Genomic DNA, 25,503 nt, shown 5'->3' with positions numbered 1-25,503 from the left:
AGATTGGTTTCCAAAAATACCAGGTATAATGTGTAACTTTGCCAACTGAGTTAAATCGTATTTAAATAAGTTGCCGTGAGGTAACGAGAATAATATATAGTAAAAATATGGCAAATATTGTTGCAATTGTAGGTCGTCCAAATGTTGGGAAATCCACGCTTTTTAATCGTCTGACGGAGAGTAGAAAAGCTATTGTTGATGACTTTAGTGGAGTGACGCGCGACCGTCACTATGAAACGGCAGAATGGATTGGGAAAAAGTTTACAGTAATTGATACTGGTGGATTTGTACATGGCTCGGATGATGTATTCGAAGAAGCAATTCGTGATCAGGTCCATATCGCAATAGAAGAAGCATCTGCGATTATTTTTATGGTAGATGTAACAACAGGTATTACGGATCTAGATGATGAAATCGCGGATCTTTTAAGAAGAAGTTCTAAGCCTGTATACGTTGCTGCAAATAAAGTTGACCATGCAAAATTACACCATGATTCTGCAGAATTCTATGCCTTTGGTTTAGGTGAAATTTATAATGTTTCTTCTGCTACAGGTTCTGGGACAGGAGAGTTATTAGATGCTGTTGTGTCTACTCTTGAAGCTGAATTTGAAGATGACACCTCACTACCAAAATATACGATTGTAGGTCGTCCAAATGTTGGTAAATCCTCTTTGACAAATGCTTTGTTAGGTGTGGAACGTAATATTGTTACGCCAGTAGCTGGTACTACGCGCGATTCGATTCGTATTCATTATAAGCAATTTGGTCATGATTTCTTGCTTATTGACACCGCTGGATTAAGACGTAAATCAAAGGTGAACGAAGATATTGAGTTTTATTCTGTGATGCGTACAATCAAAGCGCTGGAAGATTCAGACGTTGTTATTTTGATGTTAGATGCAAATGATGGCATCGAAGCTCAGGATATCAATATCTTCCATTTGGCTGAGAAAAATAGAAAAGGAATTGTAATTGTTGTCAATAAATGGGATACCATTGAAAAAGACAATAAAACGATGAAAGATTTTGAAGCGCGAATCAAAGAAAAATTAGCTCCATTTACAGACGTGCCTATTGTTTTTACTTCAGTTACAGAAAAACAGCGTATTTTCAAAACATTAGAGGTAGCTGCTAAGGTATATGAAAATAAAACGAAAAAGATACCAACTTCAAAATTGAATGAAGTGATGTTGCAGGTAATTGAAAATTACCCGCCACCAGCTTTAAAAGGTAAATATATCAAGGTAAAATATGTAACACAGTTACCTGGACGTACACCTATGTTTGCATTCTTCTGTAACTTACCACAGTATGTGAAAGATCCTTACAAACGTTATATTGAGAACAAATTACGTGAACACTTCGATTTTGAAGGTGTTCCACTTCAAATTTATTTTAGACAAAAATAGAAACTGATATTTTCTAGACATGGAAAACAATCTTTATTTATACAATACGCTAACACGTAAAAAAGAAAAGTTCCAACCATTACATCCCTCTTTAGTAGGGATGTATGTTTGTGGGCCTACGGTATACAGTGATGTTCACCTTGGAAATTGCCGGACTTTTGTGTCTTTTGACTTGATTTTTCGTTATTTAAAACATCTTGGATTTAAAGTCCGATATGTGCGGAATATTACAGATGCCGGGCATTTGGAGGGGGATAATGACGAAGGAGATGACAAATTTGCGAAAAAAGCAAAATTGGAACAACTGGAGCCAATGGAGATTGTGCAGAAGTATACACTTGGTTTCCATGATGTATTACGTCTATTCAATACACTTCCTCCAAGCATAGAACCTACTGCTACAGGACATATTTCTGAACAGATTGAAATGGTGCAAAAAATCATCAGCAATGGATATGCTTATGAGCGTAATGGTACTGTTTACTTTGATGTGGAAAAATATGTTAAGGATTACGATTACACTATTTTAACCAATCGTAAGCTAGAGGATATGTTGAATAATACACGTGAACTTGGTGGCCAAGATGAAAAACGTGGAAGATTGGACTTTGCACTTTGGATAAAAGCCAAACCTGAGCACATCATGCGTTGGCCTTCACCATGGAGCGTTGGTTTTCCAGGTTGGCACATTGAATGTTCGGCGATGAGTCGCAAATATTTAGGTGACCAATTTGATATTCATGGCGGTGGCATGGATTTAGCAGCTACGCATCATACGAATGAAATTGCACAGTCTGAGGCTTGTAACCACACAGCTCCAGCCAAATATTGGATGCATACCAATATGCTGACGGTAAATGGAGCTAGAATGTCCAAATCTTCTGGTAATGGTTTTTTACCTCATCAGTTGTTTACTGGTGATCATCCTTTGTTAGAACGGGGATATTCACCGATGTCCGTTCGTTTCTTTATGCTTCAAGCACATTATAGAAGCACGCTAGACTTTTCTAATGAAGCCTTGGATGCGGCAGATAAAGGATTTAAACGCTTAATGACAGCTATTAGTCTACTGGATAAATTGAAGCCTTCTAAAGGGAAATCTGCAGTAGATATAGCTGTTTTACGTGCAAGATGTTATGCGGCAATGGATGACGATTTTAATAGCCCTATTTTAATTGCAGAGCTGTTTGAAGTTGTTCGGTTGATTAATTCTATCTATGACGGAAAATCTGCAATCAGCGCAAGTGATTTGGAAGAGTTGAAATCATTCTTGCAACATTTTGTTTTTGATATTCTTGGTCTTGAAAATGATTTAATATCAAATAATGATGGTATTGATGAGGTCATGGATATTGTTATTAAATTGCGTGATGGAGCAAAGCAAAATAAGGATTTTGCAACTTCAGATCGTATTCGCGAAGAGTTGAATGCTATCGGAATTCAATTAAAGGATAGCAAAGATGGCACACTTTGGAATAAGATTTGATAGTTAGTGTCCAAATTAAATAAAGACATTACATGAATATATGGAATAAATTATCGGCGGTAGTTTTTATGAGTGCATTATCTGCACAAGTATTTGCACAAATACCCGATAAAGTAGGTAATTTGATCAGTGCGGATAAAGAAGCTGCACTGATTTCCAAAACAACCACCCCACATCAAGCATTTTTATCCATAATCGATAAAGAGTCAAAGTTTTTTGTCCCTTCTGAAGTCAATGCTCTTGACTACCTTAACAATAGGCCTAATATTCCCGATGTTATGACATGGGAACCTGCATTGGCTATGGTTTCAAAAAGTCAAGATTTTGGGATAACAACTGGCCCTATGGAGTTTCAAAAGGTAGGGGCAAGAAAACGATTTGGACAATATTTAACGGTTTGGAAAAGAAATAAAAAAGGCAAGTGGCTGGTAGATATACGTGCTGAAGTAGAAAACTTAGGTAATAAGGAAGCTTCGGAATTGGCATTTTATGAACCTAGTGAATCATGGTATTTAAAACATCGTTCACAAGTGCGATTAGGGCAACGTAAAGAGATCGTTTTTGAGACGGATAAGCTTATGTCTGCCGTGCTTAAAGCTGATAATCAAGCAGGCTATAAGGAGTTTTTAAATGATGATGCACGCCTTCTTTTTCCTTGGATTCAACCAATAGAAGGGAAAAAGAACATATTAGCCTATTTAAAAAAATCTCGCATGGACATAACCACCACTCCTGAGCAGGTAGGTCGAGCTTATAGTGGTGAGTATGCATACTCTTTTGGTACTGCTACAATCAAACTAAAAGATAAAGTAGTTAAGTATAACTATATCCGTGTATGGAAACTGAGCGAACTAGCAAAGGATGATGTCACTAAGGCAAATTGGAATGTATTAGTTGAAATGATGTTTGAACGATAGCGTACTTATATTGTATTCATGATATAAAAAAGTAAGGGCTTCAAATTCAATTTGAAGCCCTTACTTTTTTATATAGAAATCCATTAACTTATTTGGTGATCCATACCTTAAGTTCATCACAATTTTGAAAGTCATCTGCAATATCGATATAGGTATTTGCTCTTTTCGATTCAAACCAGGTATTCAATTTACGGTTAACCTTATCTTGTCTTGCAGCTTCTTTAATTTTAGAAAAATCTTCATCTAAATTCGCTTTATGAGGTGCAATACGAGATTTTAAATAGTTAAAACGTAATCCAACTTCTCCTGTACGATCTGTAAACTGTGCGGGTTTCGAATATTCTCCAGGTTGAAGCGTGTCGATGGCTTGAAATACCGAAGCTTCTAATTGATCAACTGGTATTAAGGTAGTACGTGTTTCACCACCTTGATTTAAGACCATCCCACCATTGAACTTAGTTTCCTCACTATCCGAATTCGTTGTAGCCGCATGATAGAAATCTAATTTACCCGTTGTGACTAAATTATAGATACTATCAATTTTCGTTTGTGTGCGTTCTATACTAGCAGCAGTTGGTTTAAATTTGATTAGTATATGTCTTACATGAACTTCTTCACCACGTCTTTCTAGCACCTGTAAGAAGTGAAATCCATATTGCGTTTCGAATACGGGCGAAATGTCGCCAGCTTTCAATTTAAAGGCCATCGCTGCAAATTCTTTAACCCAATTATCACGGGTATTAAAGCCTAAATCTCCTCCATAAGGTGCTGATCCATCTTCAGAGTATAATCGAGCAATCGTACCAAATTCAGACCCATCCATGACTTGTTTTCGAAGTCCTTCTGCTTTATCTTTAAATTCTGCTTTTTCCTCAGTAGTTAATTTCGGAAACATGACAATTTCACCAATCTCTACTTCAGTAGTAAAGTAGGGTAAGCTGTCAGTGTTGAGTGATTCAAAATAACGTTTTACTTCGATAGGAGTAACATCTACTTTTTGAACGATATTTTGACGCATTTTATTTGCTTTCAATTGCTCAGCAATACTTGGTCGCATATCTTCTTTATATTGTAGTAAAGATCTGTTTAAAAATTTCTCTAATCTTTCTTGACCACCCGCTTGCTGCGACATATATCTCAATCGACTATTTAGGTTATCATCTATTTCGGCTTCCCCAACTTCGATAGAGTCAATAACCGCTTGTTGGGAAAGAAGCTTTTGCGTAAGGAGCTGTTGTAGCATTTCGCATTTGAAATTTTCATTTGGTTTATTGCCGCCTGAAAGATATTGTGCATATTGCAAATCAACATCAGATTGTAATATAATACCCGACCCAACTGTCGCAACTACTCGATCAATTACTTGTTTTTGCGCAAATACTGTTTGTGCTGTCACAAATACCAATAATAGCAACGTATATATGTTTTTTTTCATTCGTGGAATGTAAATTAAATTCTTTTTTTAAATAAATCAGTCCAAACTAAAAGTTCTGAAAGCTTGCACAAAATTATTAGAATATCTTAATTATTCTTAATTTTATTTCAATAATATTTCCAAGTGATTATAGCATTTAGAAGTTCAATGATAACAAAAGAATACTGAACATCCATGGAACAGCTAAAATAAGTATTTACAATGTAGAAAATGTAGTTTTAACCAATTTTAACACTACATTTTAACACAAAGTTTTAATTTTGAAATCATGAAAAAGATTATATTTTTTATTTTGACCTGTTTTCCTTTTTTAGGCTGGTCTCAAACTATTCCGATGTTTATCGGGACCTATACCAACGATTCGGAGAGTAAGGGTATTTATGCTTTTGATTTCAATGTTAAAACGGGTGAAATAGCAATGGTTGCAACGACTCCAATGGTTAATCCTTCTTTTTTATCCCGTAAGGATAACATTATTTATGCGGTTAGTGAACAAGGAAATAATAAAGGAAATTTAACAGCGTATTCATACAGCAATGGTCAATTTACAACCCTGAATACGGTTCCTACAAAAGGCGACGATCCTTGTCATGTCTCAGTAAGTCCTAATAAAAATTTAATAGCAGTATCCAATTATTCAGGTGGATCATTTGTATTGTATAAATTAGAGTCCAATGGTGTGATTGGTGATCTTGTAGATTTTGTACAACACGAAGGAAAGGGAGTTGATAAAATAAGGCAAGAAGCACCACATGTACATTCGGCTTTTTTTTCAAAAAAAGGAAATGAAATCTTTGTCCAAGATTTGGGATTAGATCAAGTTTCAATTTATAATTTGATTAATCCTAAAAAAAATGATGCTTCTTTACACAGTGATCCAGCTGAGGTATTCACTTCTGCTGGAGGAGGACCAAGACATATTGCTTTTGGAAAGAAAGAGCATTATATGTATGTCGTTTTGGAAATGACTGCAGACATCGCAGTTTACAAGCGCGATGGGCAAGATTGGCTTTTTCATCAGTCTATTAATATTAATCCAGATGGGTTTGCTGGCAAGAATGGCGCAGCAGATATCAAAGTATCTCCAGACGGTAAATTTATATATGCTACAAATAGAGGAGATGCAAATACCATAGGTGTTTTTTCTATAGCGAAGGATGGTAAATTAACGAAGGTTGCGAATCAACCTACTTTAGGCGAAGGGCCACGAAGTTTTAACATCAGCCCTGATGGTAAGTTTCTTTTGGTTGCGAATCAAACAACCAACGAGGTCGTAACGTTTGCAAGAAATGAAAAAACAGGTTTATTGAAAGAGACTGGAAAACCTGTTCGTATTCCAGCCCCAGTGTGTATTATTTTTTAGTCAATTCATCGTTTGATGGAGAGTCGTCTGGAGTTCCTTTCAATTCATGCGTCTCTTCATCATACATCCCTTCCAATTCATCCGTTACAGTCCCTTTCCACACCTTAATTCCCGTAATATAAGCAACCCTTCCAATCATATGTGCTGCCACAGGAGCCGTTAATACAAGGAAGAAAGCGATTGCAATTGTTTTCGTAGTAACAGATACATCTGGAAAGACTATTGCAGCGCAAAGCAGGAGTAAGCCGACGCCCAATGTCGCAGCTTTTACGGTTACGGAAAGACGTAGATAGAAATCAGGCATCCGTAAAATACCAATTGAAGCAAAAAGAATGGCCAATGCGCCAATCGTGCTCAGTATAGCAATGATGATATCAGTCATGGTGATCTTGTTTTTCTAAATAATAGGCAAAAGCAACGGTTCCTAAAAATGCAATCAATGCTAAAATCATGGCTACATCAAGGAAAATTTCCTGCGATGTAGTGATACTATAAACAGTGATGATACCGATGCCAGTAGTAATGATTAAATCGAGGGCAATGACACGATCTGCAACGTGTGGCCCTTTAAATAATCGTATAAAAGTGATTACAGTTGCAAGAATCAATATGGGTAAAACCACGTAATCTAAATATTCAGTTAAGCTCATCTCAGAATTTCTAAAAGTTTACGTTCAACATTATTTTTCAACTGCATCATGAATTTTTGTTTATCATGTAGATACATCACATGGATATATAAAATCTTTTTGTCGTCACTAACATCAAGAATCAAGGTGCCAGGGGTAAGGGAAATAAAAGTGGACAGGAGATTGATTTCAAAGTCCGACTTGGCATCCATTCGGTATTTAACAATGCCGGGTTTGAAAAAATATTTAGGTGTAATTACATCGTATGCCACCTGCAGGTTTGCAATAATCATTTGATAAAGAAAGAAAAAAAGGAAACTTATCGTTTTTGGAACCCGATAAAAGTAACGTTGGTCAATTTCGTTTCGATTCATCACCCATAGGATAAAGAATCCGAGCATGAAACCAAATAGAAAATTTGTATAGTACATGGAACCTGTTAGTGCTACCCAAATAAAAGAAAGCAGCAGGTTCATTAAAAACTGTTTGATCATATGTTTCTCTATTTACCTAATACAGCCTGTATATAAGGTTCGGTGTTTAACATTTCAGATGATATACGGTCGGCAACTTGAATAATACTTTCGGCATTTAATCCAATATATAGTGAACTTGCTGCCAATATACAAATTGGTAAAATCAAGGCTATTTTTCGAATACCGATGAGGTCCTTGAATTTATCTTCAATCATATCTGGCTCTGGCAATTTCTTCCAAAAGACTTCGGACCAGAATTTTGCAATTACAAATAGCGTCATAAAACTTCCTAATATCAGTGCTCCAGCATAAAAATAATGTTCTGTTTGAAAAGCTCCTTGCAACAAATATATTTTCGCCCAAAATCCGGATAAAGGAGGAATACCAGCTAATGAGAAAAGAACGATTGCAATCAGCAAGGATATTTTAGGGTATTCGCCATACAAACCGCCCAATTTTTTTAAATCCATTGAACCTCTCATTTGACGAATTAATCCGGCTATGAGAAAGAGATTTGTCTTGACCATTATATCATGAATCAAGTAGAATACGGCGCCAAGAAGAGCCAATTTACTATACATACCCAATCCGCCAATCATAAAACCAATATGACAAACAATGAGATAAGAAAAAATTCGTCTCACATTAGTTTTGATCAGCATACCAAAAGCACCAGTCAAAATGGTTAGAATAGCCAGTATTACAAATAGATTTCGAATAAATTCATTCGGAATAAATATCAATGTAAAAACTCGGAATAGTGCGTAGATACCTACTTTTGTCAATAATCCACCAAATATTGCAGCAACAGCAGAAGGAGGTGTGTGATAAGAGGAGGGCAACCAAAAGTAAAGTGGGAAAATTGCCGATTTGATGCCAAAACCAATCAAAAAGAAGGTTGCCGTTATATCAACAATTGCACGATTTTCTATCTTGGGAACAATGAGTGCTAGATCAGCCATATTCAAAGAACCTGATATACCATAAAGAAGACCAATGCCAGTCAAGAAAAAGGTGGATGCCAGAATATTCATGGCCATATATTTTACAGCACCCTCTAATTGCGCTTTACGCCCCCCTAAGGTCATTAGAACAAAAGATGATATAATAATAACCTCAAAAAACACATAAAGGTTAAAAATATCTCCTGTTAAAAATGCACCATTTAGGCCCATCAATAAGAAATGGAAGATGGGGAAGTATCCGTATAGTACCCGTTGACGACCGATACCAGTAGCTGAGTATATAGAGACGGATAATCCTGCAATGGCTGTTAAAAGTATCAATGTGGCGCTTAATAGATCTGCAACAAATACAATTCCGAATGGAGCTTCCCAATTGGCTGCATGCATAATAAGAATATTTCCATCGAATACTTTAGCAAATAATTTGATTGCAAAAATTAAACTGATGAAGCTACCGCCGATGCTTAAAACTCTTTGTGTTGCAGTTTTTCGCCAAAAACCAAGCTGTATGATTGCTGTAAATAAATGTACAAGTACTGTTGCTATAATTTGATTGTCAATCATATATCTTCGTCTTCGGGAGTGTTTAAGTTATCTAAATCGTCCGTGTTAATTAATGCATATACACGTTTTAATAATACAATGGCAAAAGAGGTCAAACCGAAACTGATGACAATGGCTGTTAAAATTAATGCTTGTGGTATAGGATCAGCATATATATCTTGAAATACCTTTAGTCCATCCCGAATTATGGGTGGTTTCCCCTTTGTAATATTACCGAGGAGAAATATCAAAATATTTGTTGCGTTACCGAGTAGCATGATACCCAGAAGTAATTTTACCATACTTCTTCTTAATATGAGATATATGCCCGTAGCATACAAGATGCCTATGAGTAAAATAAGTAGTAATTCCATTCCTATATTAATCTGAACCTAATGAAATAGTAAATAAAATGGTCAATACAACACCAATAACAACGAGATAGATACCCATATCAAATAGTAAGGCTGTACCGATCATCCCAATAACAGGTATGGGTTGTTCTAACCATAAACCAGTCATAACGGGTAAACCAAAGAATGCTGGCATAAACATACTGAAAGCAGATATGCCCAATCCAATGGGAAGTAGTGATAGTGGTTTATAACGTAAGATGCGCATTGTTTCATCAGTACCATGTGCAAAGCTGTGTAAGACAAAAGCAATAGAAGCAACTAATCCCCCTACGAAACCTCCTCCAGGGTAGTAATGCCCCCTTAATAATAAGAAGAAAGAGAATAAAAGGAGTATGGGAAGTAAATATTTTGATGCTGTTTGTAAAATCGTACTTTTCATATTATTCTTTCTCCGATGATTTTAAACGTAATTTCAATAGACTGTAGACTCCTAGTGCTGCAATTGTCAAAACAACAATCTCAAACATCGTATCAAAACCTCTAAAGTCTACAAGCAGTACATTGACGACATTTCTACCTTTAGCGAGTAGGTAAGCATTTGAACCATAAAATTCACTGATTGCAATATTTGTTGGTACATGCAGCGCTCGAATAGCAACCATAGCCAAAATTACTCCAAATATGACCGCAACAATGATATCTCTTATCAAGACTTTTTTGTTGGCAAGGTTTAAAAATGGAGGTAATTTGAACAGCACTAGAACAAAGAGAACGACCGTCAATGTATCAATTGTAAATTGTGTCATCGCCAAATCTGGGGCACTGTAAAATACAAAAAGCAAACAGATACCATATCCAATAACACTTGTTGAAACGACAGCCGTTAGTCTAGAAGAAGTACTCAAGGTCAGTGCAACAGCGCCGAATACGATTAATATCGTGACTACCTCGTATACACTAATGGCGGATAATAAATCCCAATTGATATGTAGAGGCCCACCTAAATAAAGTTGGTAAGCCAACAAAACTTCAGCAAATATGATGATTTTTAAGAGGTACGACCGCAGATACCCATCATGAAAGTAATGCGAATAGCTTGTTGAGAAACGGTATATGGCTTTGTAGCAGTTTTGGAAAATGGATTGTGGCGCTATGAAATTTAATTTTTCAATCCATAACAATTTCCGCTGGCTTGGCTGATTAATGAAATAAACTAGCGTACCTAAGATAATGGTCAAAGCACTTAGTAATAAAACTGTATTGAATCCGTGCCAGATTTTAAGATGAAAATCACTATTGATTTTCATGATGCCATTGACTGTTGGCTGTGCAATCCAATCTCCGATTATAGAAGGAAAACATCCGAATACTAAACCCAAGAGAGCAAGTAATAGTGGCGGTATCCAGAGCGATTTCTCGGGCAACTGTATCTTTTTAAAACTTTCGGGTATAGGCCCCATAAATGGTTTAATACCGGCCATGAAACCTGCAGATACCAAGAGAATATTTGTTAATACAGCGGCAGAAGTTAGGTAAATCGCTAATTTTTCGTCACTATTTAATGTCGCTTCGTAAATTAAATCTTTACCGATAAATCCGAATGTAAGGGGTACTCCAGCACTTGATATAGCAGCTAAGAAGCCTGCGATTGCCACAGGAAGTAATACTTTTCTTAATCCACTCAGCACGGTAAGATCCCTCGTATGCGCCTCATGGTCAATGATACCTGTAATTAAAAATAATGTGGCTTTATACAAGGCATGTACAACAATAAATACAGCGGCAGCTATGATCGCCTCCTCCGTACCGATTCCTAATAAAAAGACTAAAATTCCTAAGGCAGAAATAGTGGAATAGGCAAGTACGCCTTTCATATCTGTCCTGAATAGTGAATGAAAAGCTCCATAAAGCATCGTGATACCACCTATTAACATTAGACTGTAAGTCCAAGCAGGGTTGCTCCCTAAGATCGGGAAGAATCTAGCAAGTAAATAGATTCCCGCTTTTACCATGGTAGCAGAGTGTAGGTATGCAGATACAGGAGTTGGCGCTTTCATAGCACCAGGTAACCAGAAATGAAATGGGAATTGAGCAGATTTGGTCATTGCCCCCAGTAGAATCAAACCTAAAATATACGGATATAGATAATGATCTTGGATAAGTTGTGCCTTTGAAACGAGTTCTGAGATGGAATAGGTACCAGCGATATTGCCAATAAGAACTAAGCCAGCTAATAAGAAAAAACCACCTAAACCCGTTACACTTAAAGCCGTAAGCGCACTTTTTCTGGATGCTATTTTTTCATTATTGAATCCAATCAGGAAAAATGAACTTATACTTGTCAATTCCCAAAAGGTGAATAGCAGAAAAATATTATCAGATAGTACCAGCCCAAGCATGGCAGACATAAACATGCATAGATAGCCAAAGAAACGATCGATGTATGGGTCATTTTTTAGATAAGATTTTGCATATATAAATATGCAAGTTCCAATTCCTGTTATTAATAAAGTAAATAAAAGCGATAATCCATCCAATCTAAAATCAAAATTGACCCCTAAGGATGGAATCCATTCAATGTGTTGCACGTAGGATTTGTCCCAATTTACTAACGGGATATATTGCAAGTAGTAGAGAAATAAAAGTAAGGGTATGGCTGCGAGAATAATCCCCCATTTGGTTTTAATGAATTTACCAAATGGAACAATAAGGCTCGATGTTATTAGTCCTATTAGAACGGTAAATAGCATTTAGTCTTTGTTTTAATTTGTGAAACGCTCCAATATAAGGAAAATTGAGCGTTTTTTATATTTTGGAGAAGCAACTTTATTAAAAAAATAATTTTTAAAGGACTATAGTATTTAACAAAATTTAACATTATATTCGTTTTAAGCGTTTCGCTAATCAATTTTTAGAAAGCCTTTAAATTACTTTCAAGTTCACAAGAAACATGTTTTAGATGACAAGTATCGCTAATAAACAACTATTTGAGGAGCATTATGGAAGCTTGTGTCATTTTGCCTGGAAACTTTGTGGAGATCTTACCCAATCGGAGGATTTTGTGCAGGATGCATTTATTTCTTATTTCAATAATCAGGAACATGTTTCCGTAAATCAAGTTGCGATTAAGAACTATCTATACACTTCAGTTAGATATGCGTTTTTGAATAGTAAAAGGAAGGAGAAAGTAGTTGAAAAGTATTGGTTAGCCACACCATTCAATGAATCGAGTCAAGATTCATTTGAATTAAATATCATCCATTCGGAGGTCGTTGCTGAGGTACACCGGATCGTGGAAAGTATGCCTCCTGGCTGTCAAGTTGTATTCAGGATGGGCTATTTTGAAGGGTTAAGTAATCAAGAGATTTCTAAAGAGCTCAATATAAGTGTCAACACGGTGAAAACCCAGAAACAACGTGGCATGAAACTCGTGATGCAGAAGATGAACCCGGAGTTTTTACCGATAGTAATTTTCTTAGAAACCCTATTTTCTCGATAATTTTGTGAGTACGAGATTTGTATGGCTTATATCAATGAGCTATTCTAATGGATTTCGTTATGTTTAACTTCCTAATATAAGCATGTGTCCAGATGCTTATCGCAATTTCCAATTCAAAAGTATATATTTCGACCTTTTTTTGTTCCTTAAAACAGATATAAAAATATTTTTCATTTCTTGTCACCCTTTTTTCCTGTTAAAGTTTCCTTACACTATATGATGGAGAGTAAACCTTTTATTATAGCCGCAATTATAAAGAAATCTTTGGTAGAGAAACTCTCTGACGAGGAAAAAGTATTATTAGAAAACTGGCGTAATTCAAATGCTGAAAACAGCAAGCTGTATGATAGTTTCAAAGATGGCAAGTCAATTAGAGATGATTTGAATTTGTTCAAACGTATTGATGTGGCAGCTGCATGGGACAATTTAGAAAAAAAAGAAAGCCATACTCTTCCGTTTAAAAGTAAGTTTAACCTGAAAATTTGGGTTCCTCTTATTGCTTCATGTCTTGTGGTTTGTTTCTATTTATTATACTTAAATCAAAATATTTCCAGAAGTCATTCCAAAATCATCGCTATTCATTCCCAAGTACATAAAAATGATGTTAAGCCAGCATCGCAGGAGGCTGTCTTGATTTTAGATAATGGTGATCAATTAGATTTAACGAAGGCAAAAAGTGAATTTATCTCCAATAATATTAAACTCAAAGATGAACAGTTAGCATATGAAAAAGGGGTAGGAACTGGCGAATTGGAATACAATACTTTAGTTGTTCCGAAAGGAGGGTATTATAAGATTGAGTTGTCCGACGGTAGTAAAGTATGGGTAAATGCCATGTCAAAATTAAAATTCCCTGTGCTTTTTGCTGCTGGAGAGCGCAGTGTTGAATTAGAGGGAGAAGCTTTTTTTGAAGTAACAAAAGATGTCAATCGTCCTTTCATTGTGCGTGCAAATGGTACTGACATTAAGGTATTAGGAACTCATTTTAATGTGGATGCCTATAGTCATAAAGTAAGAACGACGTTGCAAGAAGGAAAAGTCGAAGTCGCTAGTGCGAACCAATCTATCTTATTAGCTCCTGGGGAGTTTTCGGAATCTGCTAATGGAATACTTGAAAAGGGTACCGCAGATTTGAATCGAGATCTTGCTTGGTATAATAATGAGTTTTATTTTAAAAAGGATAACATCAAATTTATTGTAGATCAATTGTCCAATTGGTATGACTTGGAAGTCAGATTTGAGCATGATGTTAATAAAAATAAAATCGTTACAGGATCCATTGATCGCAATGTACCTCTTTCTCAAGTTATTGAAATGTTGGAATATGTGAGTGATTTAAAATTTAAAATAGATGGGAATCAATTGATTATTAGAAATAAATAAAATATTATGGGAAATTAATACACGAAATAAAAACAAAAAATACAGAGATGTTGCAGCATCCCTGTATCTATTCTTAATTAAAGAAGCTAACCAGATAAATTAACTCATTAACCAAATGTAAATGTATGAATAACTTACCATTTGGCAAAAAGCGACCATGGGACTCTCATGACTCGCTATTTTGCAAACCTTTACGTATTATGAAAATTAGTACCTTTTTGATGTTTGCTTTCGTAACGGGTGTCCAAGCCAAGGGTATTGCCCAGAAAGTTAATCTGAATCTTAAGAATGTTAAGATAGAGGATGCGTTATCAGCTATTGGCAAGCAGACCAAGCATCGTTTTCTTTATAGCGATGATGTTACAAGAGGGGCTAAACGCATTAGTTTAAACTTAAAGAATGTAAGTCTTGAAGATGCGCTTCAAGAAGTTTTAAGTGAGAATAACTACTCTTATAAGGTTATTGCCAATACGATTACCATTAATAATAACCTGGTTAATCATAGTGAAGTGAAATACGAGGTGTTACAGAATTCCATTTCGGGAACTGTAAAGGATAAAGAAGGAAAGCCGCTGAGTGGAGCTAGTGTAACTGTTAAAGGTACGAATACCTCCGTGAGCACGGACGGAAATGGCCAATTCAAAATCAATGCTGGAACAAATGCTGTTCTATTGGTTCGCTTTGTTGGATTTAGTCCAATTGAAGTACCTTTAAAAGGTAAATCAGTTATTTCGATTACGATGAATCGTAAGGATCAGCAACTAGAAGTAGTTGACGTAATATCTACGGGTTATCAGAATATCGATCGTAAGCTTTTTACAGGTGCAACAAGTAAAGTAAATGCCAAAGATGCAGAGCGTAGCGGAGTTCCTGATGTTTCTAGAATGTTAGAAGGTCAAGTTGCTGGTGTATCTGTTCAAAATGTTTCAGGAACATTTGGTGCTGCACCTAAGATAAGAGTAAGAGGGGCGACATCACTTTCAGGAGATAACAAACCATTATGGGTTGTTGATGGAATTATCTTAGAAGATGTGGTTAATATTTCTAATGAAGCCCTATCAACGGGAGATGCCAATACATTAATTGGCTCATCAGTTGCTGGATTAAATCCGGATGATATTGAGTCATTTACTATCTTGAAAGATGCTGCTGCAACTGCTATGTATGGTGCACGTGCCATGAATGGTGTAATTGTTGTCAATACTAAAAGAGGACGAAATACAGATGGAAAGCCAAATGTGAGTTACACTGGAAACTTTACAACATATTTAAAGCCTAACTACAATCAGTTTGACATTATGAATTCTGCAGAGCAAATGTCTATTTTGCTTGAAATGGAAAATAAGGGTTACTATAGTCATAGCGCTGTTGCTAATGCAAAAGATGGTGGTATCTTTTATAAGATGTATAATCAAATGTATGATTATAATCCCAATACAGATTCGTTTGCTTTAAAAAACACAAAACAGGATCGTTTAAATTATCTGACGCGTTATGCTAAGGCAAATACGGATTGGTTTGATGTTTTATTTAAAAATTCATTATTACAAGAGCATTCTATCAGTGTAAATTCTGGTACTGAAAAGTCACAGACTTACTTTTCTACGAGTTTTATGAATGATAATGGAATGACTATTGGTGATAATGTAAAACGATATACGGCCAATATGCGTAACAATTTTAAGCTAAGTGATAAATTTAGTGTGGAATTGTTGGTGAATGGTTCAATTAGAGATCAACAAACACCAGGAACATTAACGAGACAATCGGATCCGGTATATGGTAAATATTCAAGAGATTTTGATATTAATCCTTATTCTTATGCATTAAATACGAGTCGTTTAATTACCCCTTATAATGAAGATGGTAGTTTAGAATATTTCACTAGAAATTATGCTCCGTTTAATATATTGAATGAGTTAGAGAATAATTTCATGCAATTGACCATGTTAGATTTAAAAGCTCAAGGAGGTATTAAGTATAAATTCTTACCGTATTTAACCTATTCTGCAGATGGATCATATCGATATGCTAAAAGTGAACGCCAGCATCATGTGCAAGATAATTCCAATATGGCTGAGGGATTTAGAGCTAACGCAAATCCTACTGTTAATGATGGTAATATTCTATTATACCCCGATCCTGACTATCCAAATGAACAAGCTGTCGTAGTACTTCCTGAGGGTGGTTTTTACAATACAACTCTTAATAATATTAAGAATTATTATTTTAGACATAATCTGGAGTTTGATAAAACATTTAACGAAGATCATCGCTTAAATGTTTTTACATCAATGGAGTTACGCTATACAGATAGACAATTTGCAGATTATGATGGTGTTGGCTATCAGTATGATAATGCAGGATTAGTTAATACCAATTATAGATATTTTAAAAAGGCAGCAGAAGGAGGAGATCCATATTTTGGAATGGGATATAGTAAAGATCGATTCGTTGCTTATGCTGCTCGTGCTGCTTATGCTTATAAGAGTAAGTATAGTATAAATGGAACTGTTCGATATGATGGCTCAAATTTAATGGGTAAATCACGAACATCACGCTGGTTGCCGACATGGAATGTTTCTGGAGCATGGGATATTGATCAAGAGAAGTTTTTTCAACCCATCGAGTCTGTGGTTTCTGGAGCTAGAATTAGAGGTACTTATGGTTTAGTGGCAAGTATGGGTAATGCTACAAATTCAGCAGCGATATTCTATAGTACTTTATCTAAAAGACCTTATGAGAATGAGAAAGAATCACTGATTTATAATTCAGGTTTAGAAAACTCGGAATTGACTTGGGAAAAACTTTACGAATTCAATATTGGAGCAGACCTTTCCTTATTTAAAAAGATTGATGTAACCTTCGATTATTATAAGCGTAATATTTTTGATCTAATTGGTCCTTTGCGTACATCTGGTATTGGTGGTGAATATGAGAAAGTTGCTAACTATGGTGAGATGAAAGCTCATGGGGTAGAGTTAACAATTGGCGGAAGCCCTATCAAAAATACGGATGGATTTAGATGGCGTACTCAATTCAATTTTGGAATAAACAAAAATGAGGTAACAAACTTAGACATCAATCAAAATATTTGGACACTCGTTAGAGCTGAAGGTGCACCTTTAAAAGGAAATGCGCAAAGAGGGCTTTATTCCCTTCAGTTTGATGGACTAAATTCTCAATATGGTTACCCTACTTTTGTTGGAAGTTTAGGCGAACGTAACGAAACATCGATTTGGTTACAAGATACTGATATTGACTATTTAAAATATGAAGGGCCAACGGATCCTACTTTTACAGGAGGTTACTTTAATCAATTTGCATACAAAAATTTCACAGTGTCTGCATTGTTTACATTTGCAACAGGTAACTATGTACGTCTTCAACCTACTATATCTTCGAATTATGATGATTTAACTGCAATGTCTACTGATATTGTTAATCGCTGGATTATGCCAGGAGATGAACTTATAACAAATATTCCTGCTATTTTGGATCGGTTCACCACGGATTCACGGGTTGTCGCTTCTGATGGAAGTTCAGTTAATGCTACCTATCCTTATAATGCTTATAATTATTCAACAGAACGTGTTGCTAAGGGTGATTTTGTACGATTGAAAAATATTAGTGTTTCTTATCAGTTACCAAAAAGTTTTACGCAAAGATTAAAACTTGCAAATGCGCAGTTAGCATTTGTTGGAAATAATGTTGCATTACTTTATTCAGATAAGAAATTAAATGGGGCGGATCCAGAGTTTTTTAATAATGGAGGGGTGGCTATGCCTATACCAAGACAATATACGCTTTCATTAAAAGTTGGATTTTAGAAATTAAAAATCATGAAAACATTGAAAATAAAAACACCAAATATAAAAGTATTCTCAGTTTTATTAGCAAGTACTTTTATTTTTACCTCGTGTAATAAATATTTGGATGAATATCCTGACATGCGTACCGATATAAATACAGTTGAAAAGGTGGCACAACTAGTTGGGTCAGCATATCCTGGACGCGATTATTTAGCGATGGCAGAGACCTATTCAGATAATGCTGTAGATAAGGGGCCCTCTGTAGGGCATAATGACGAACCTTTTGTCAGTTTATATAATTGGAAAGATATTAGTGATGATGGTAATAATACACCGACTATCTACTGGAACTCTTGTTATGAAGGTATCAATAATGCAAACCAGGCTCTTAAAGCTATCCAAGAAAACGATTTTGGAGACAAAGTACTTCCATATAAGGGTGAGGCATTGATTGCTAGAGCATATGCTCATTTTATGCTTGTTACTTTTTTTGCGAAAGCTTACGAAATTGGAAAAGATAATAGTTCACCAGGAATTCCCTATGTTTTGGAGCCAGAAACTGTTGTTCTTGCCAAATACGAAAGAGGAACAGTGGCGTCAGTGTATGCGCAGATTGAAAAAGATTTAGAAGAAGGGATTGCATTGTTAAATGGCGGAGTTTGGCAGGTTCCTAAATATCATTTTACCCCGGCTGCAGCACATCTATTTGCATCTCGTTTTTTCTTATTTAAAGGTGACTGGGATAAAGTTATTGAACATGCTAATCTAGCTGTTCCAAACGGAAATTACCTGACGTCATTGCGTCCATGGAATAGTACTTTTAGAAATTATACTTCAGAAGATTTTAGAACTGAGTTAACCAAAGCAGATAAGAATTATAATATTTTACTAGCAAATACTTATAGCACCTATCAGCGGAGTAATATTGGAGGGAATACACGCTATGGTTTTGGGACGACAGTTTTTCAGAATATATATAATGGAAATACTGCTGCGGGGGCCGCTTTTTATAATAAAGGTCTTAGATGGTCTGATGGTAATTATACTACTTATGTCTTTAAAGAATATTTTTATTATTCTAATGTAGCCGCAGGTATAGGATTCCCTTATATTATGCAGCCCTTATTTATTGCAGACGAAGGCTTAATGAATAGAGCTGAAGCGTACATTCAAAAAGGTAATTATGGTGAAGCATTGCAAGATCTAAACCAATTTGCAAGTGTTCGTATTACAAATTTTAATTCAACAAACCATGCGGTTACTGTAGATAAATCAAAAGCTTTCTTTAATGTTACTGATGATAAAGAAGCATTGATAAAAACAGTCCTGCAATTTAAACAAGTTGGATGGATGTGTGAAGGTATGCGTTGGTTTGATATTTTAAGACATAGAATTCCAGTAGTACACAATCAATTGGCGGTAGATGGATCAGAGACATTTGTGACATTAGATCCTGATGACAATCGTCGTATGTTTCAAATTCCTCAAGATGCCAAGATTGCAGGAATAGAATTAAACCCGAGATAATTTTATTTTTATGAAAAAGATATTTTATTCTATTATAGCTGTATTGATGATATTGAATGTTGTTTCTTGTACCAAAGATGAAGACAACTTGGATGTTGATTTAACAAAATATAATTCAGATATTACTGCTAATAACGAAATTGATAATTGGTTGACAACATCCTTTGTTGACCCTTATAATATTGAAGTCGTTTATCGCTTTGAACGAAATTTTACAGATGTCAATCGTGATATTTCGCCGGTCTATTTTGAAAAAGTACAACCGATGATGGATGCTGTATTGAAGACATTTTTGAAGACCTATGAAGAGGTTGCAGGAAAGGCCTTTATTAAAAAATATACCCCAAAGCAATTTGTGCTTTATGGTTCGCCATCCTATAATGATAATGGATCGATTACATTAGGTACAGCCGATAATGGTAGACGAATAGTATTATACGAATTAAATAGCTTAGATTTTACTAATCCAGATCAAGTTAAGCGTCCTATACATACTATTCACCATGAGTTTACACACATCTTAAATCAGAATATAGTTATACCTCCAGCTTTTGAACAAATTTCTAAAGCAGATTATACATCTGACTGGACTGGTGCTGCCAACACAGCTGCTGTTGCAAAGAGTTTAGGTTTTATTACTCGATATTCGAGAAGTTCTTTCGGAGAAGATTTTGCCGAAATGACTTCATTTCTTTTAGTCGATGGTCAGATTGCTTTTGAAAATTACTGTTCTACAACAAATGCAGTAGCAGCTTCAAAATTAAGAGCAAAAGAGCAGTTAGTTACATCATATTTTAAGGATTATTATAATATTGATTTCAAAATTTTGCAAGCGGCTGTGCAGAAATCTTTAGCAGACAATTATAATGCTGTTGATCCTGTTGATATTTCTCAATCATTGTCAAATTGGTTGATAAATAGTAAAGTTTCGACAATTCGTTATACTGTAAATGCGCCTTACTTGAATAAATACGGTGACCCGGCGACATTCAAAAATATAGTAGCTAATCTTCAAGCGGCATTTAGAGTAAATACTGTGAATCCTTTTCCTGCTGGAGTGATCGATTATATTGAATTTAGATTTACTGATGCTTCAAATGTTGTCGTTCGTATAGGTTTTAGAACGAGCTCTACTGCAACAACTAATTATAGTGCAGATTTCTATTTTGGTATGAATATCAATCCGACTACTTGGGAGGTTTTATTTACAAAATCTACGCTTAATGGTACTTTTTATGGAACTAATGGGGATATATTTAATGACGGATTTGAAGCAAATCTATTACCATATTTGACCAATAGAATGTTTATCGCTGATTGGTTACCATCAACAATTACCCCTTCTTCTCCTTTGTATAGAACTTATGGAGGTTTTTACGAAAAAGGTGTAGCGAGTAACTATTTTTATGGACCAGTTGTTTTAAAATAATCTTATGAAAAGAATAGTATATATATGTTTTGCTGCGGTCCTATTTATGGGCTGTAGCAAAGATAAAACCGATCTTACTTTCGAAGCGACGCCAGAAGAGCGAATTGGTGAAAAACTTGCTGAGGTTAAATCAGCATTAGTTTCAGCACCATATGGATGGATTGCTGGCATGGGAACTAATGCCAAAGGAGGATATGGTTTTTATATTAAGTTTGGCGAAGATGATAAATTAACAATGTTAAGTGATTATTCTGACGAGTCAGCAACAAAATCTGTAGCATCTACTTATCGTGTAAAGTGGGGTTCCACAGCGTCATTAATTTTTGATACCTATAATTATATTACCTTGATGCAAGATCCTGTACCTGGAGTAGCTGGAGGTGTAGCAGGGAAAGGTTATCAGAGCGATATTGAATTTAATTTTGATCGTATTTCAGGAGACTCGGTAATATTCATCGGTAAAAAATATTTGAATTCTTTAATTTTGATTAAAGCAACAGAATTAGAGCAAAAATCTTATTTAGATGGATCATATAAGAATGGTATAGCCAAAAATAAAAATTACTTTACTTTGAATCCATTTACAACGATCACAATCGGGGGACAAAAAACAGAATTTTCATTTGACTTCATTAGTAAATCTGTTAAATTTACTTCTTTACAATCCGATGATTCGTATTTATCTATCTCTAATTCAATTTATCATTCGATTGATGGAATAGAAGTGCTCGACGGGGTATTAGTTAACAATGTTTATTTAACTAGTTTTATATGGGAGGGTAATACTATATCTGCTATTGACAGAGATGGTAAGACCTATGAAGTAAGTTCAAATACGACGTCTATTGTGCCTTATTTAAATGCATTAGGAAAAACCTTTACTAAGGTTGTCGTTCAAAATGCAACTACATATGCTGGTTGGAGCTCTGATTTTGTGACTAGAAGGGCTGCAATTAAATCAGCACTTGGAGGTTGGAATATATCAGGATCACCTTTAGTTTTGGGAACAATTAATTTCAATTTTGACACAGTGAATAAGCGGTTAGCAATAGTATTTAATCTTACTTATGGAACTTCTTCAACAACATTGACTTATAATTATACCTATACGTTGACTGATGGAAAGTTTAAATTTAACATTATACCACCTGCAGGTGGAAATGAAGCTGCTATATATGTATCTCTAGCTCAATTCTTACAAGAAAGAATTAATACGGATACATTTAAAATGGAGTACTTTGTTGACACATCCACAGGTCAGATATTGTCTCAATTTAACAGTATCGAACATCCCAATTTTACGTTTACAGGCAAAAATCAATAAAAATGAAATTAAATTATGAGAAAGTGTTCTGTGTACTTTCTCATAATAATTTCCCTGTATTTGAAAAATAATTATATACCAAGCATAATTAACTTAAAAAATATGAAGCGTCTAAAATCAATTCAGATGGCGATCATTTGTCTCCTTGCTACAACAATATTAACCTATTCGTGCAAGCAAAATGACTCATTACAAATAACCGAAACGGTAAATAATTACCCTTCGAAACAAACTATCTTAAACCTTAAATCCATTATAAGTAGTAATGAAACAACACCAACTCCACAACAAGCAATAGTACAATCTCAATTAAGTTTAAATTTAAATATTCCATCAGCAATAACTGAAAGTGAACTCACTAATTATGTTAATCAAAACATTTCAAATATCAATGGTGAAATTGTATTTAAAGTAAATGGCGAAATATTTTATAAATCAATTATTACTAATGGAGTTGAAAATATTATTATTGGAGTACCTAATTCTTCTGGAGGACTAGAAAATGAGTGTTCATTTGCAGGTGTAATAGAATGCGCTAAAAAAACACTGTATGCACTGGGAACTGTAGGTAAAATAGTTTGTGCATTTGGAATGCAGAGTTGTTATACTGTAGCCGCAGCTGATTGTATTGAAAAAAACTGTATTAATAGCGGAATACCTGCAATACCTTTTGATGTAACTACTGAAACACCAAACTCTGGAACTGATCCTGGGGGGGTGGATATTCCTCATTTTAAAATACCTAATATAGGAATAGATAATTTTAAATTCGGTGAAAGCTTGGTGAGAATTGAAATGATCATTAGTGGTCGTACACCAGCGCATTCAACAAAAATATTTTCCAATAATAATTTGTATTATTCAGACGTAAATTTCACGTGTATTCTACCAAGTGGTTTTTACACAAATAATGATTCTTCTGTTTATGAAATCGTAAATGGAGTTTGTATTGATACTCGTGTTATAGCTTCTTGTGTAACTTGTCCATATCCCACCCTACCCCCATTAAATAATCCGTTCAACGGGTGTGGATTACCTTCTGGTCCAGTACCGACGCCAGTTCCAAATTTATAAAATCTTTTTTTAGAAAAAACGACTCGAAAAGTCTTGAAATTAAAGAATCTCCGAAATATCTATTGTTTCGGAGATTCTTTAATTTTGGCTTTAACTAATTGATGTAGGATTGCATTGATACGCAGCTGTTAGTAAATTGTAATTAGATTTATTGTCTTTCGGTTGCTAATCTGTATCTTTAGGGTATGAATACTCAATTGCCCATAACATTATCCGAGCATAAGCTTAAGGAGATTGAAGCCATTAAACAAGTGATAAATGACTTTGTGTCGCCTGATATGATTATCCTGTATGGTAGTTATGCAAGAGGGAATTATAAAGATCAGGTTTATGTAAAGGACGGCATTCGTTATTTTTACATTTGCGGTTATGATCTAATAGTTATTACCAATAAAAACCAATATAAAAGAATATCAACTGGCAGAAGAGTTGGAGCGGAGGATTAAATCACGGCCTGATATTAACTTCTTCATGTATGATATTGATTATTTCAAACGTGAGTTATCAATTGGTAATTTCTTTTTCGTACCGGTGTATTATGAAGGAATTCTACTATATAATAATGCTAATAGTAAATTAGTCGAACCAACACCCTTAAGTATTGAACAAATCAGAATTAATATTGAAAGTAACTATAAATTTATTGCAAACTCTAAGCTAATTAAAAAATAACATTGAAATTACTTATCTAAACTTCCATTTTGAAATGCTACTATTATAAAGTAATGAATTTGATATAGTATCATGCAACAGTTTTTAAATTATCTTTTTTATTTACTGTGAATTGCGCATAAAATAACGGACGCTTGGTATCGTAGTTTCAAAACTAATAATTTTAACTTAATGATAGAAAGTCTTCCAAGAGTGATTGTCAAGCTGCATTTTCCTGAAAAAGATGTTTAGTAAAACCTTATGAAATTGAACTATTTGCAGGTCAACCTGAATTTTTGGTGCCAATTTTTTTTATTAGCGACCTTTTGGTTAGACCGTGATGAGGTAAATGAATATGGTTCACCATTAGATAGTGTTTATGAAAAAGAATAACTGGAAGAGATTTTGTTTAGTAAGATGGAAAATGAGGTTATAAACTTGTCGATTAATTGAATGGAGCGAATATTAAGCTCTATACAGAATCCTGTCAATCATTGGTTACATTGTAGTTGGATTATGTTAAGAATGAATTGATAAATTATGGAATTTTATTTATGCACATATATGGCGACTTTATTGTTCTGAAATATAATTTTCAAGTAAATAGTAAGTAAGTTTTTGAAATGTATATCAAAATAAATAACTCCGTTTCATCTGAAATAAAACAGATTCGGATAGGCGCTTACGGCATTTTATGCAAAAAAAAATAGAAGTTAAGCAATATACTCTTATGGTTATAAAATATAAATCACGGAATACACCAATAGGATACTTTTGGGGACTTCTTATGGTCACTTTTACGATTTGGTTATCATACCCCTCGCTGAAGGAAGGAAGATACCTTGGTCTGATATTATTTGGATGTCTGTCAGTGGTAGTATGGTATTTTACTTTTTTATTCCCAGCATATCAAATTGATGGAAAAACATTTCAAGGTAGATCAATTAATGGTAAGATTGATATCGACATTACTACAATTCGTAAGATTGAAACCTATACACATTTCTGGGGCATAGGAATTTTTAGTCCTATGCAGAAAGGTCTATTGATTCATTATGGTAACTTTCAAGATGTATTTGTCAATCCCAAAGATCAAGTGGACTTTATTAAACAGTTATGTGAAATTAACCCAAGTATTGAGCTAGCTGGAAAGATAAATTAAAACTGCTGATAAAGTATATGATCTAGTATCTGTAAGTGATGCTAGGAGTTGGATTACAATTGG

At 34.8% G+C, this 25,503-nt stretch carries 22 protein-coding genes; 14 read left to right on the top strand and 8 right to left on the bottom strand.

Annotation, left to right across the window (positions count from 1 at the left end; translation table 11 throughout):
• The first annotated feature begins 107 nt into the window (after positions 1-107).
• The 3 genes from der to KO02_RS19305 are packed head-to-tail and all read left to right on the top strand — an operon-like array spanning position 108 to position 3,812.
• Positions 108-1,409, top strand: coding sequence for a ribosome biogenesis GTPase Der (der, locus tag KO02_RS19315; protein WP_038700961.1), 1,302 nt, complete (start codon positions 108-110; stop codon positions 1,407-1,409).
• Between the two features lie 19 nt (positions 1,410-1,428).
• On the top strand, positions 1,429-2,895 hold the full coding sequence (gene cysS / locus KO02_RS19310; RefSeq protein ID WP_038700959.1) for a cysteine--tRNA ligase: 1,467 nt from the start codon (positions 1,429-1,431) through the stop codon (positions 2,893-2,895).
• A gap of 32 nt (positions 2,896-2,927) precedes the next feature.
• Positions 2,928-3,812, top strand: a complete 885-nt coding sequence (locus KO02_RS19305) for a hypothetical protein (protein ID WP_038700957.1) — start codon at positions 2,928-2,930, stop codon at positions 3,810-3,812.
• 88 nt (positions 3,813-3,900) lie between these two features.
• Here the strand turns inward: KO02_RS19305 and KO02_RS19300 are convergent, their stop codons facing one another.
• Entirely contained in the window at positions 3,901-5,247 is a 1,347-nt protein-coding gene (locus KO02_RS19300) for a peptidylprolyl isomerase (protein ID WP_038700954.1), read from the bottom strand.
• 268 nt (positions 5,248-5,515) lie between these two features.
• Between KO02_RS19300 and KO02_RS19295 the strand changes: the two genes are divergently transcribed.
• The gene (locus tag KO02_RS19295; protein WP_038700952.1) at positions 5,516-6,610 is read left to right on the top strand and encodes a lactonase family protein; all 1,095 of its coding nucleotides are present in this window, start codon (positions 5,516-5,518) and stop codon (positions 6,608-6,610) included.
• Here KO02_RS19295 and mnhG read toward each other — a convergent pair.
• The 7 genes from mnhG to KO02_RS19260 are packed head-to-tail and all read right to left on the bottom strand — an operon-like array spanning position 6,600 to position 12,329.
• Entirely contained in the window at positions 6,600-6,992 is a 393-nt protein-coding gene (mnhG, locus tag KO02_RS19290; protein WP_038700950.1) for a monovalent cation/H(+) antiporter subunit G, read from the bottom strand. The two genes, KO02_RS19295 and mnhG, sit on opposite strands and share 11 nt — an antisense overlap.
• Positions 6,985-7,260, bottom strand: coding sequence for a cation:proton antiporter (locus tag KO02_RS19285; RefSeq protein ID WP_038700948.1), 276 nt, complete (start codon positions 7,258-7,260; stop codon positions 6,985-6,987). Before KO02_RS19285 ends, mnhG begins: the two co-directional genes overlap by 8 nt.
• Positions 7,257-7,733, bottom strand: coding sequence for a Na+/H+ antiporter subunit E (locus KO02_RS19280; protein ID WP_038700946.1), 477 nt, complete (start codon positions 7,731-7,733; stop codon positions 7,257-7,259). The genes KO02_RS19285 and KO02_RS19280 overlap by 4 nt, the downstream gene beginning before the upstream one ends.
• An 8-nt stretch (positions 7,734-7,741) precedes the next feature.
• Positions 7,742-9,244, bottom strand: coding sequence for a proton-conducting transporter membrane subunit (locus KO02_RS19275; protein WP_038700944.1), 1,503 nt, complete (start codon positions 9,242-9,244; stop codon positions 7,742-7,744).
• Positions 9,241-9,597, bottom strand: coding sequence for a Na+/H+ antiporter subunit C (locus tag KO02_RS19270; RefSeq protein WP_038700942.1), 357 nt, complete (start codon positions 9,595-9,597; stop codon positions 9,241-9,243). Before KO02_RS19270 ends, KO02_RS19275 begins: the two co-directional genes overlap by 4 nt.
• A gap of 7 nt (positions 9,598-9,604) precedes the next feature.
• Positions 9,605-10,018: a Na+/H+ antiporter subunit B gene (locus KO02_RS19265; protein ID WP_038700940.1), complete on the bottom strand. Its 414-nt coding sequence runs from the start codon at positions 10,016-10,018 to the stop codon at positions 9,605-9,607.
• Between the two features lies 1 nt (position 10,019).
• Complete coding sequence (locus KO02_RS19260; protein ID WP_038700938.1) at positions 10,020-12,329, bottom strand: putative monovalent cation/H+ antiporter subunit A; 2,310 nt, start codon at positions 12,327-12,329, stop codon at positions 10,020-10,022.
• Positions 12,330-12,538: 209 nt separating this feature from the next.
• On the opposite strand from KO02_RS19260, the gene KO02_RS19255 reads away from it, so the two are divergent.
• The 10 genes from KO02_RS19255 (at position 12,539) to KO02_RS19210 (ending at position 25,440) form a co-directional block, all read left to right on the top strand.
• Complete coding sequence (locus KO02_RS19255; RefSeq protein WP_038700936.1) at positions 12,539-13,078, top strand: RNA polymerase sigma factor; 540 nt, start codon at positions 12,539-12,541, stop codon at positions 13,076-13,078.
• 216 nt (positions 13,079-13,294) lie between these two features.
• Complete coding sequence (locus tag KO02_RS19250; protein WP_038700934.1) at positions 13,295-14,461, top strand: FecR family protein; 1,167 nt, start codon at positions 13,295-13,297, stop codon at positions 14,459-14,461.
• A 125-nt stretch (positions 14,462-14,586) separates the two neighbouring features.
• Complete coding sequence (locus KO02_RS19245; protein WP_038700932.1) at positions 14,587-18,291, top strand: SusC/RagA family TonB-linked outer membrane protein; 3,705 nt, start codon at positions 14,587-14,589, stop codon at positions 18,289-18,291.
• A gap of 12 nt (positions 18,292-18,303) precedes the next feature.
• Positions 18,304-19,800: a RagB/SusD family nutrient uptake outer membrane protein gene (locus KO02_RS19240; RefSeq protein WP_038700930.1), complete on the top strand. Its 1,497-nt coding sequence runs from the start codon at positions 18,304-18,306 to the stop codon at positions 19,798-19,800.
• Between the two features lie 10 nt (positions 19,801-19,810).
• Positions 19,811-21,229 carry a substrate import-associated zinc metallohydrolase lipoprotein gene (locus tag KO02_RS22980; protein WP_051960070.1) on the top strand — a complete coding sequence of 473 codons (1,419 nt, stop codon included), beginning with the start codon at positions 19,811-19,813 and terminating at the stop codon, positions 21,227-21,229.
• Between the two features lie 4 nt (positions 21,230-21,233).
• Complete coding sequence (locus KO02_RS19230) at positions 21,234-22,553, top strand: DUF4302 domain-containing protein (protein ID WP_081918434.1); 1,320 nt, start codon at positions 21,234-21,236, stop codon at positions 22,551-22,553.
• Between the two features lie 60 nt (positions 22,554-22,613).
• Entirely contained in the window at positions 22,614-23,627 is a 1,014-nt protein-coding gene (locus KO02_RS19225; protein WP_144243361.1) for a hypothetical protein, read from the top strand.
• Positions 23,628-23,812: 185 nt separating this feature from the next.
• Positions 23,813-24,073 carry a hypothetical protein gene (locus KO02_RS19220; protein WP_038700925.1) on the top strand — a complete coding sequence of 87 codons (261 nt, stop codon included), beginning with the start codon at positions 23,813-23,815 and terminating at the stop codon, positions 24,071-24,073.
• A 466-nt stretch (positions 24,074-24,539) separates the two neighbouring features.
• The gene (locus KO02_RS24270; RefSeq protein ID WP_262506674.1) at positions 24,540-24,671 is read left to right on the top strand and encodes a hypothetical protein; all 132 of its coding nucleotides are present in this window, start codon (positions 24,540-24,542) and stop codon (positions 24,669-24,671) included.
• 337 nt (positions 24,672-25,008) lie between these two features.
• Entirely contained in the window at positions 25,009-25,440 is a 432-nt protein-coding gene (locus KO02_RS19210) for a PH domain-containing protein (RefSeq protein ID WP_158500319.1), read from the top strand.
• The last annotated feature ends 63 nt before the right edge of the window (positions 25,441-25,503 follow it).

Origin of the sequence: Sphingobacterium sp. ML3W (assembly GCF_000747525.1) — a bacterium.
Taxonomy (GTDB): domain Bacteria; phylum Bacteroidota; class Bacteroidia; order Sphingobacteriales; family Sphingobacteriaceae; genus Sphingobacterium.
The sequence above is the reverse complement of the archived record's forward strand: the minus strand, read 5'-3'. Positions and strand labels throughout refer to the sequence as shown.

What these genes read in the sequence shown, in the direction of transcription:
- der (WP_038700961.1), top strand. Translation starts at nt 108, where the DNA reads ATGGCAAATATTGTTGCAATTGTAGGTCGTCCAAATGTTGGGAAATCC.
- cysS (WP_038700959.1), top strand. Translation starts at nt 1,429, where the DNA reads ATGGAAAACAATCTTTATTTATACAATACGCTAACACGTAAAAAAGAA.
- KO02_RS19305 (WP_038700957.1), top strand. Translation starts at nt 2,928, where the DNA reads ATGAATATATGGAATAAATTATCGGCGGTAGTTTTTATGAGTGCATTA.
- KO02_RS19300 (WP_038700954.1), bottom strand. Translation starts at nt 5,247, where the DNA reads ATGAAAAAAAACATATATACGTTGCTATTATTGGTATTTGTGACAGCA.
- KO02_RS19295 (WP_038700952.1), top strand. Translation starts at nt 5,516, where the DNA reads ATGAAAAAGATTATATTTTTTATTTTGACCTGTTTTCCTTTTTTAGGC.
- mnhG (WP_038700950.1), bottom strand. Translation starts at nt 6,992, where the DNA reads ATGACTGATATCATCATTGCTATACTGAGCACGATTGGCGCATTGGCC.
- KO02_RS19285 (WP_038700948.1), bottom strand. Translation starts at nt 7,260, where the DNA reads ATGAGCTTAACTGAATATTTAGATTACGTGGTTTTACCCATATTGATT.
- KO02_RS19280 (WP_038700946.1), bottom strand. Translation starts at nt 7,733, where the DNA reads ATGATCAAACAGTTTTTAATGAACCTGCTGCTTTCTTTTATTTGGGTA.
- KO02_RS19275 (WP_038700944.1), bottom strand. Translation starts at nt 9,244, where the DNA reads ATGATTGACAATCAAATTATAGCAACAGTACTTGTACATTTATTTACA.
- KO02_RS19270 (WP_038700942.1), bottom strand. Translation starts at nt 9,597, where the DNA reads ATGGAATTACTACTTATTTTACTCATAGGCATCTTGTATGCTACGGGC.
- KO02_RS19265 (WP_038700940.1), bottom strand. Translation starts at nt 10,018, where the DNA reads ATGAAAAGTACGATTTTACAAACAGCATCAAAATATTTACTTCCCATA.
- KO02_RS19260 (WP_038700938.1), bottom strand. Translation starts at nt 12,329, where the DNA reads ATGCTATTTACCGTTCTAATAGGACTAATAACATCGAGCCTTATTGTT.
- KO02_RS19255 (WP_038700936.1), top strand. Translation starts at nt 12,539, where the DNA reads ATGACAAGTATCGCTAATAAACAACTATTTGAGGAGCATTATGGAAGC.
- KO02_RS19250 (WP_038700934.1), top strand. Translation starts at nt 13,295, where the DNA reads ATGATGGAGAGTAAACCTTTTATTATAGCCGCAATTATAAAGAAATCT.
- KO02_RS19245 (WP_038700932.1), top strand. Translation starts at nt 14,587, where the DNA reads ATGAATAACTTACCATTTGGCAAAAAGCGACCATGGGACTCTCATGAC.
- KO02_RS19240 (WP_038700930.1), top strand. Translation starts at nt 18,304, where the DNA reads ATGAAAACATTGAAAATAAAAACACCAAATATAAAAGTATTCTCAGTT.
- KO02_RS22980 (WP_051960070.1), top strand. Translation starts at nt 19,811, where the DNA reads ATGAAAAAGATATTTTATTCTATTATAGCTGTATTGATGATATTGAAT.
- KO02_RS19230 (WP_081918434.1), top strand. Translation starts at nt 21,234, where the DNA reads ATGAAAAGAATAGTATATATATGTTTTGCTGCGGTCCTATTTATGGGC.
- KO02_RS19220 (WP_038700925.1), top strand. Translation starts at nt 23,813, where the DNA reads ATGAATACTCAATTGCCCATAACATTATCCGAGCATAAGCTTAAGGAG.
- KO02_RS24270 (WP_262506674.1), top strand. Translation starts at nt 24,540, where the DNA reads ATGAAATTGAACTATTTGCAGGTCAACCTGAATTTTTGGTGCCAATTT.
- KO02_RS19210 (WP_158500319.1), top strand. Translation starts at nt 25,009, where the DNA reads ATGGTTATAAAATATAAATCACGGAATACACCAATAGGATACTTTTGG.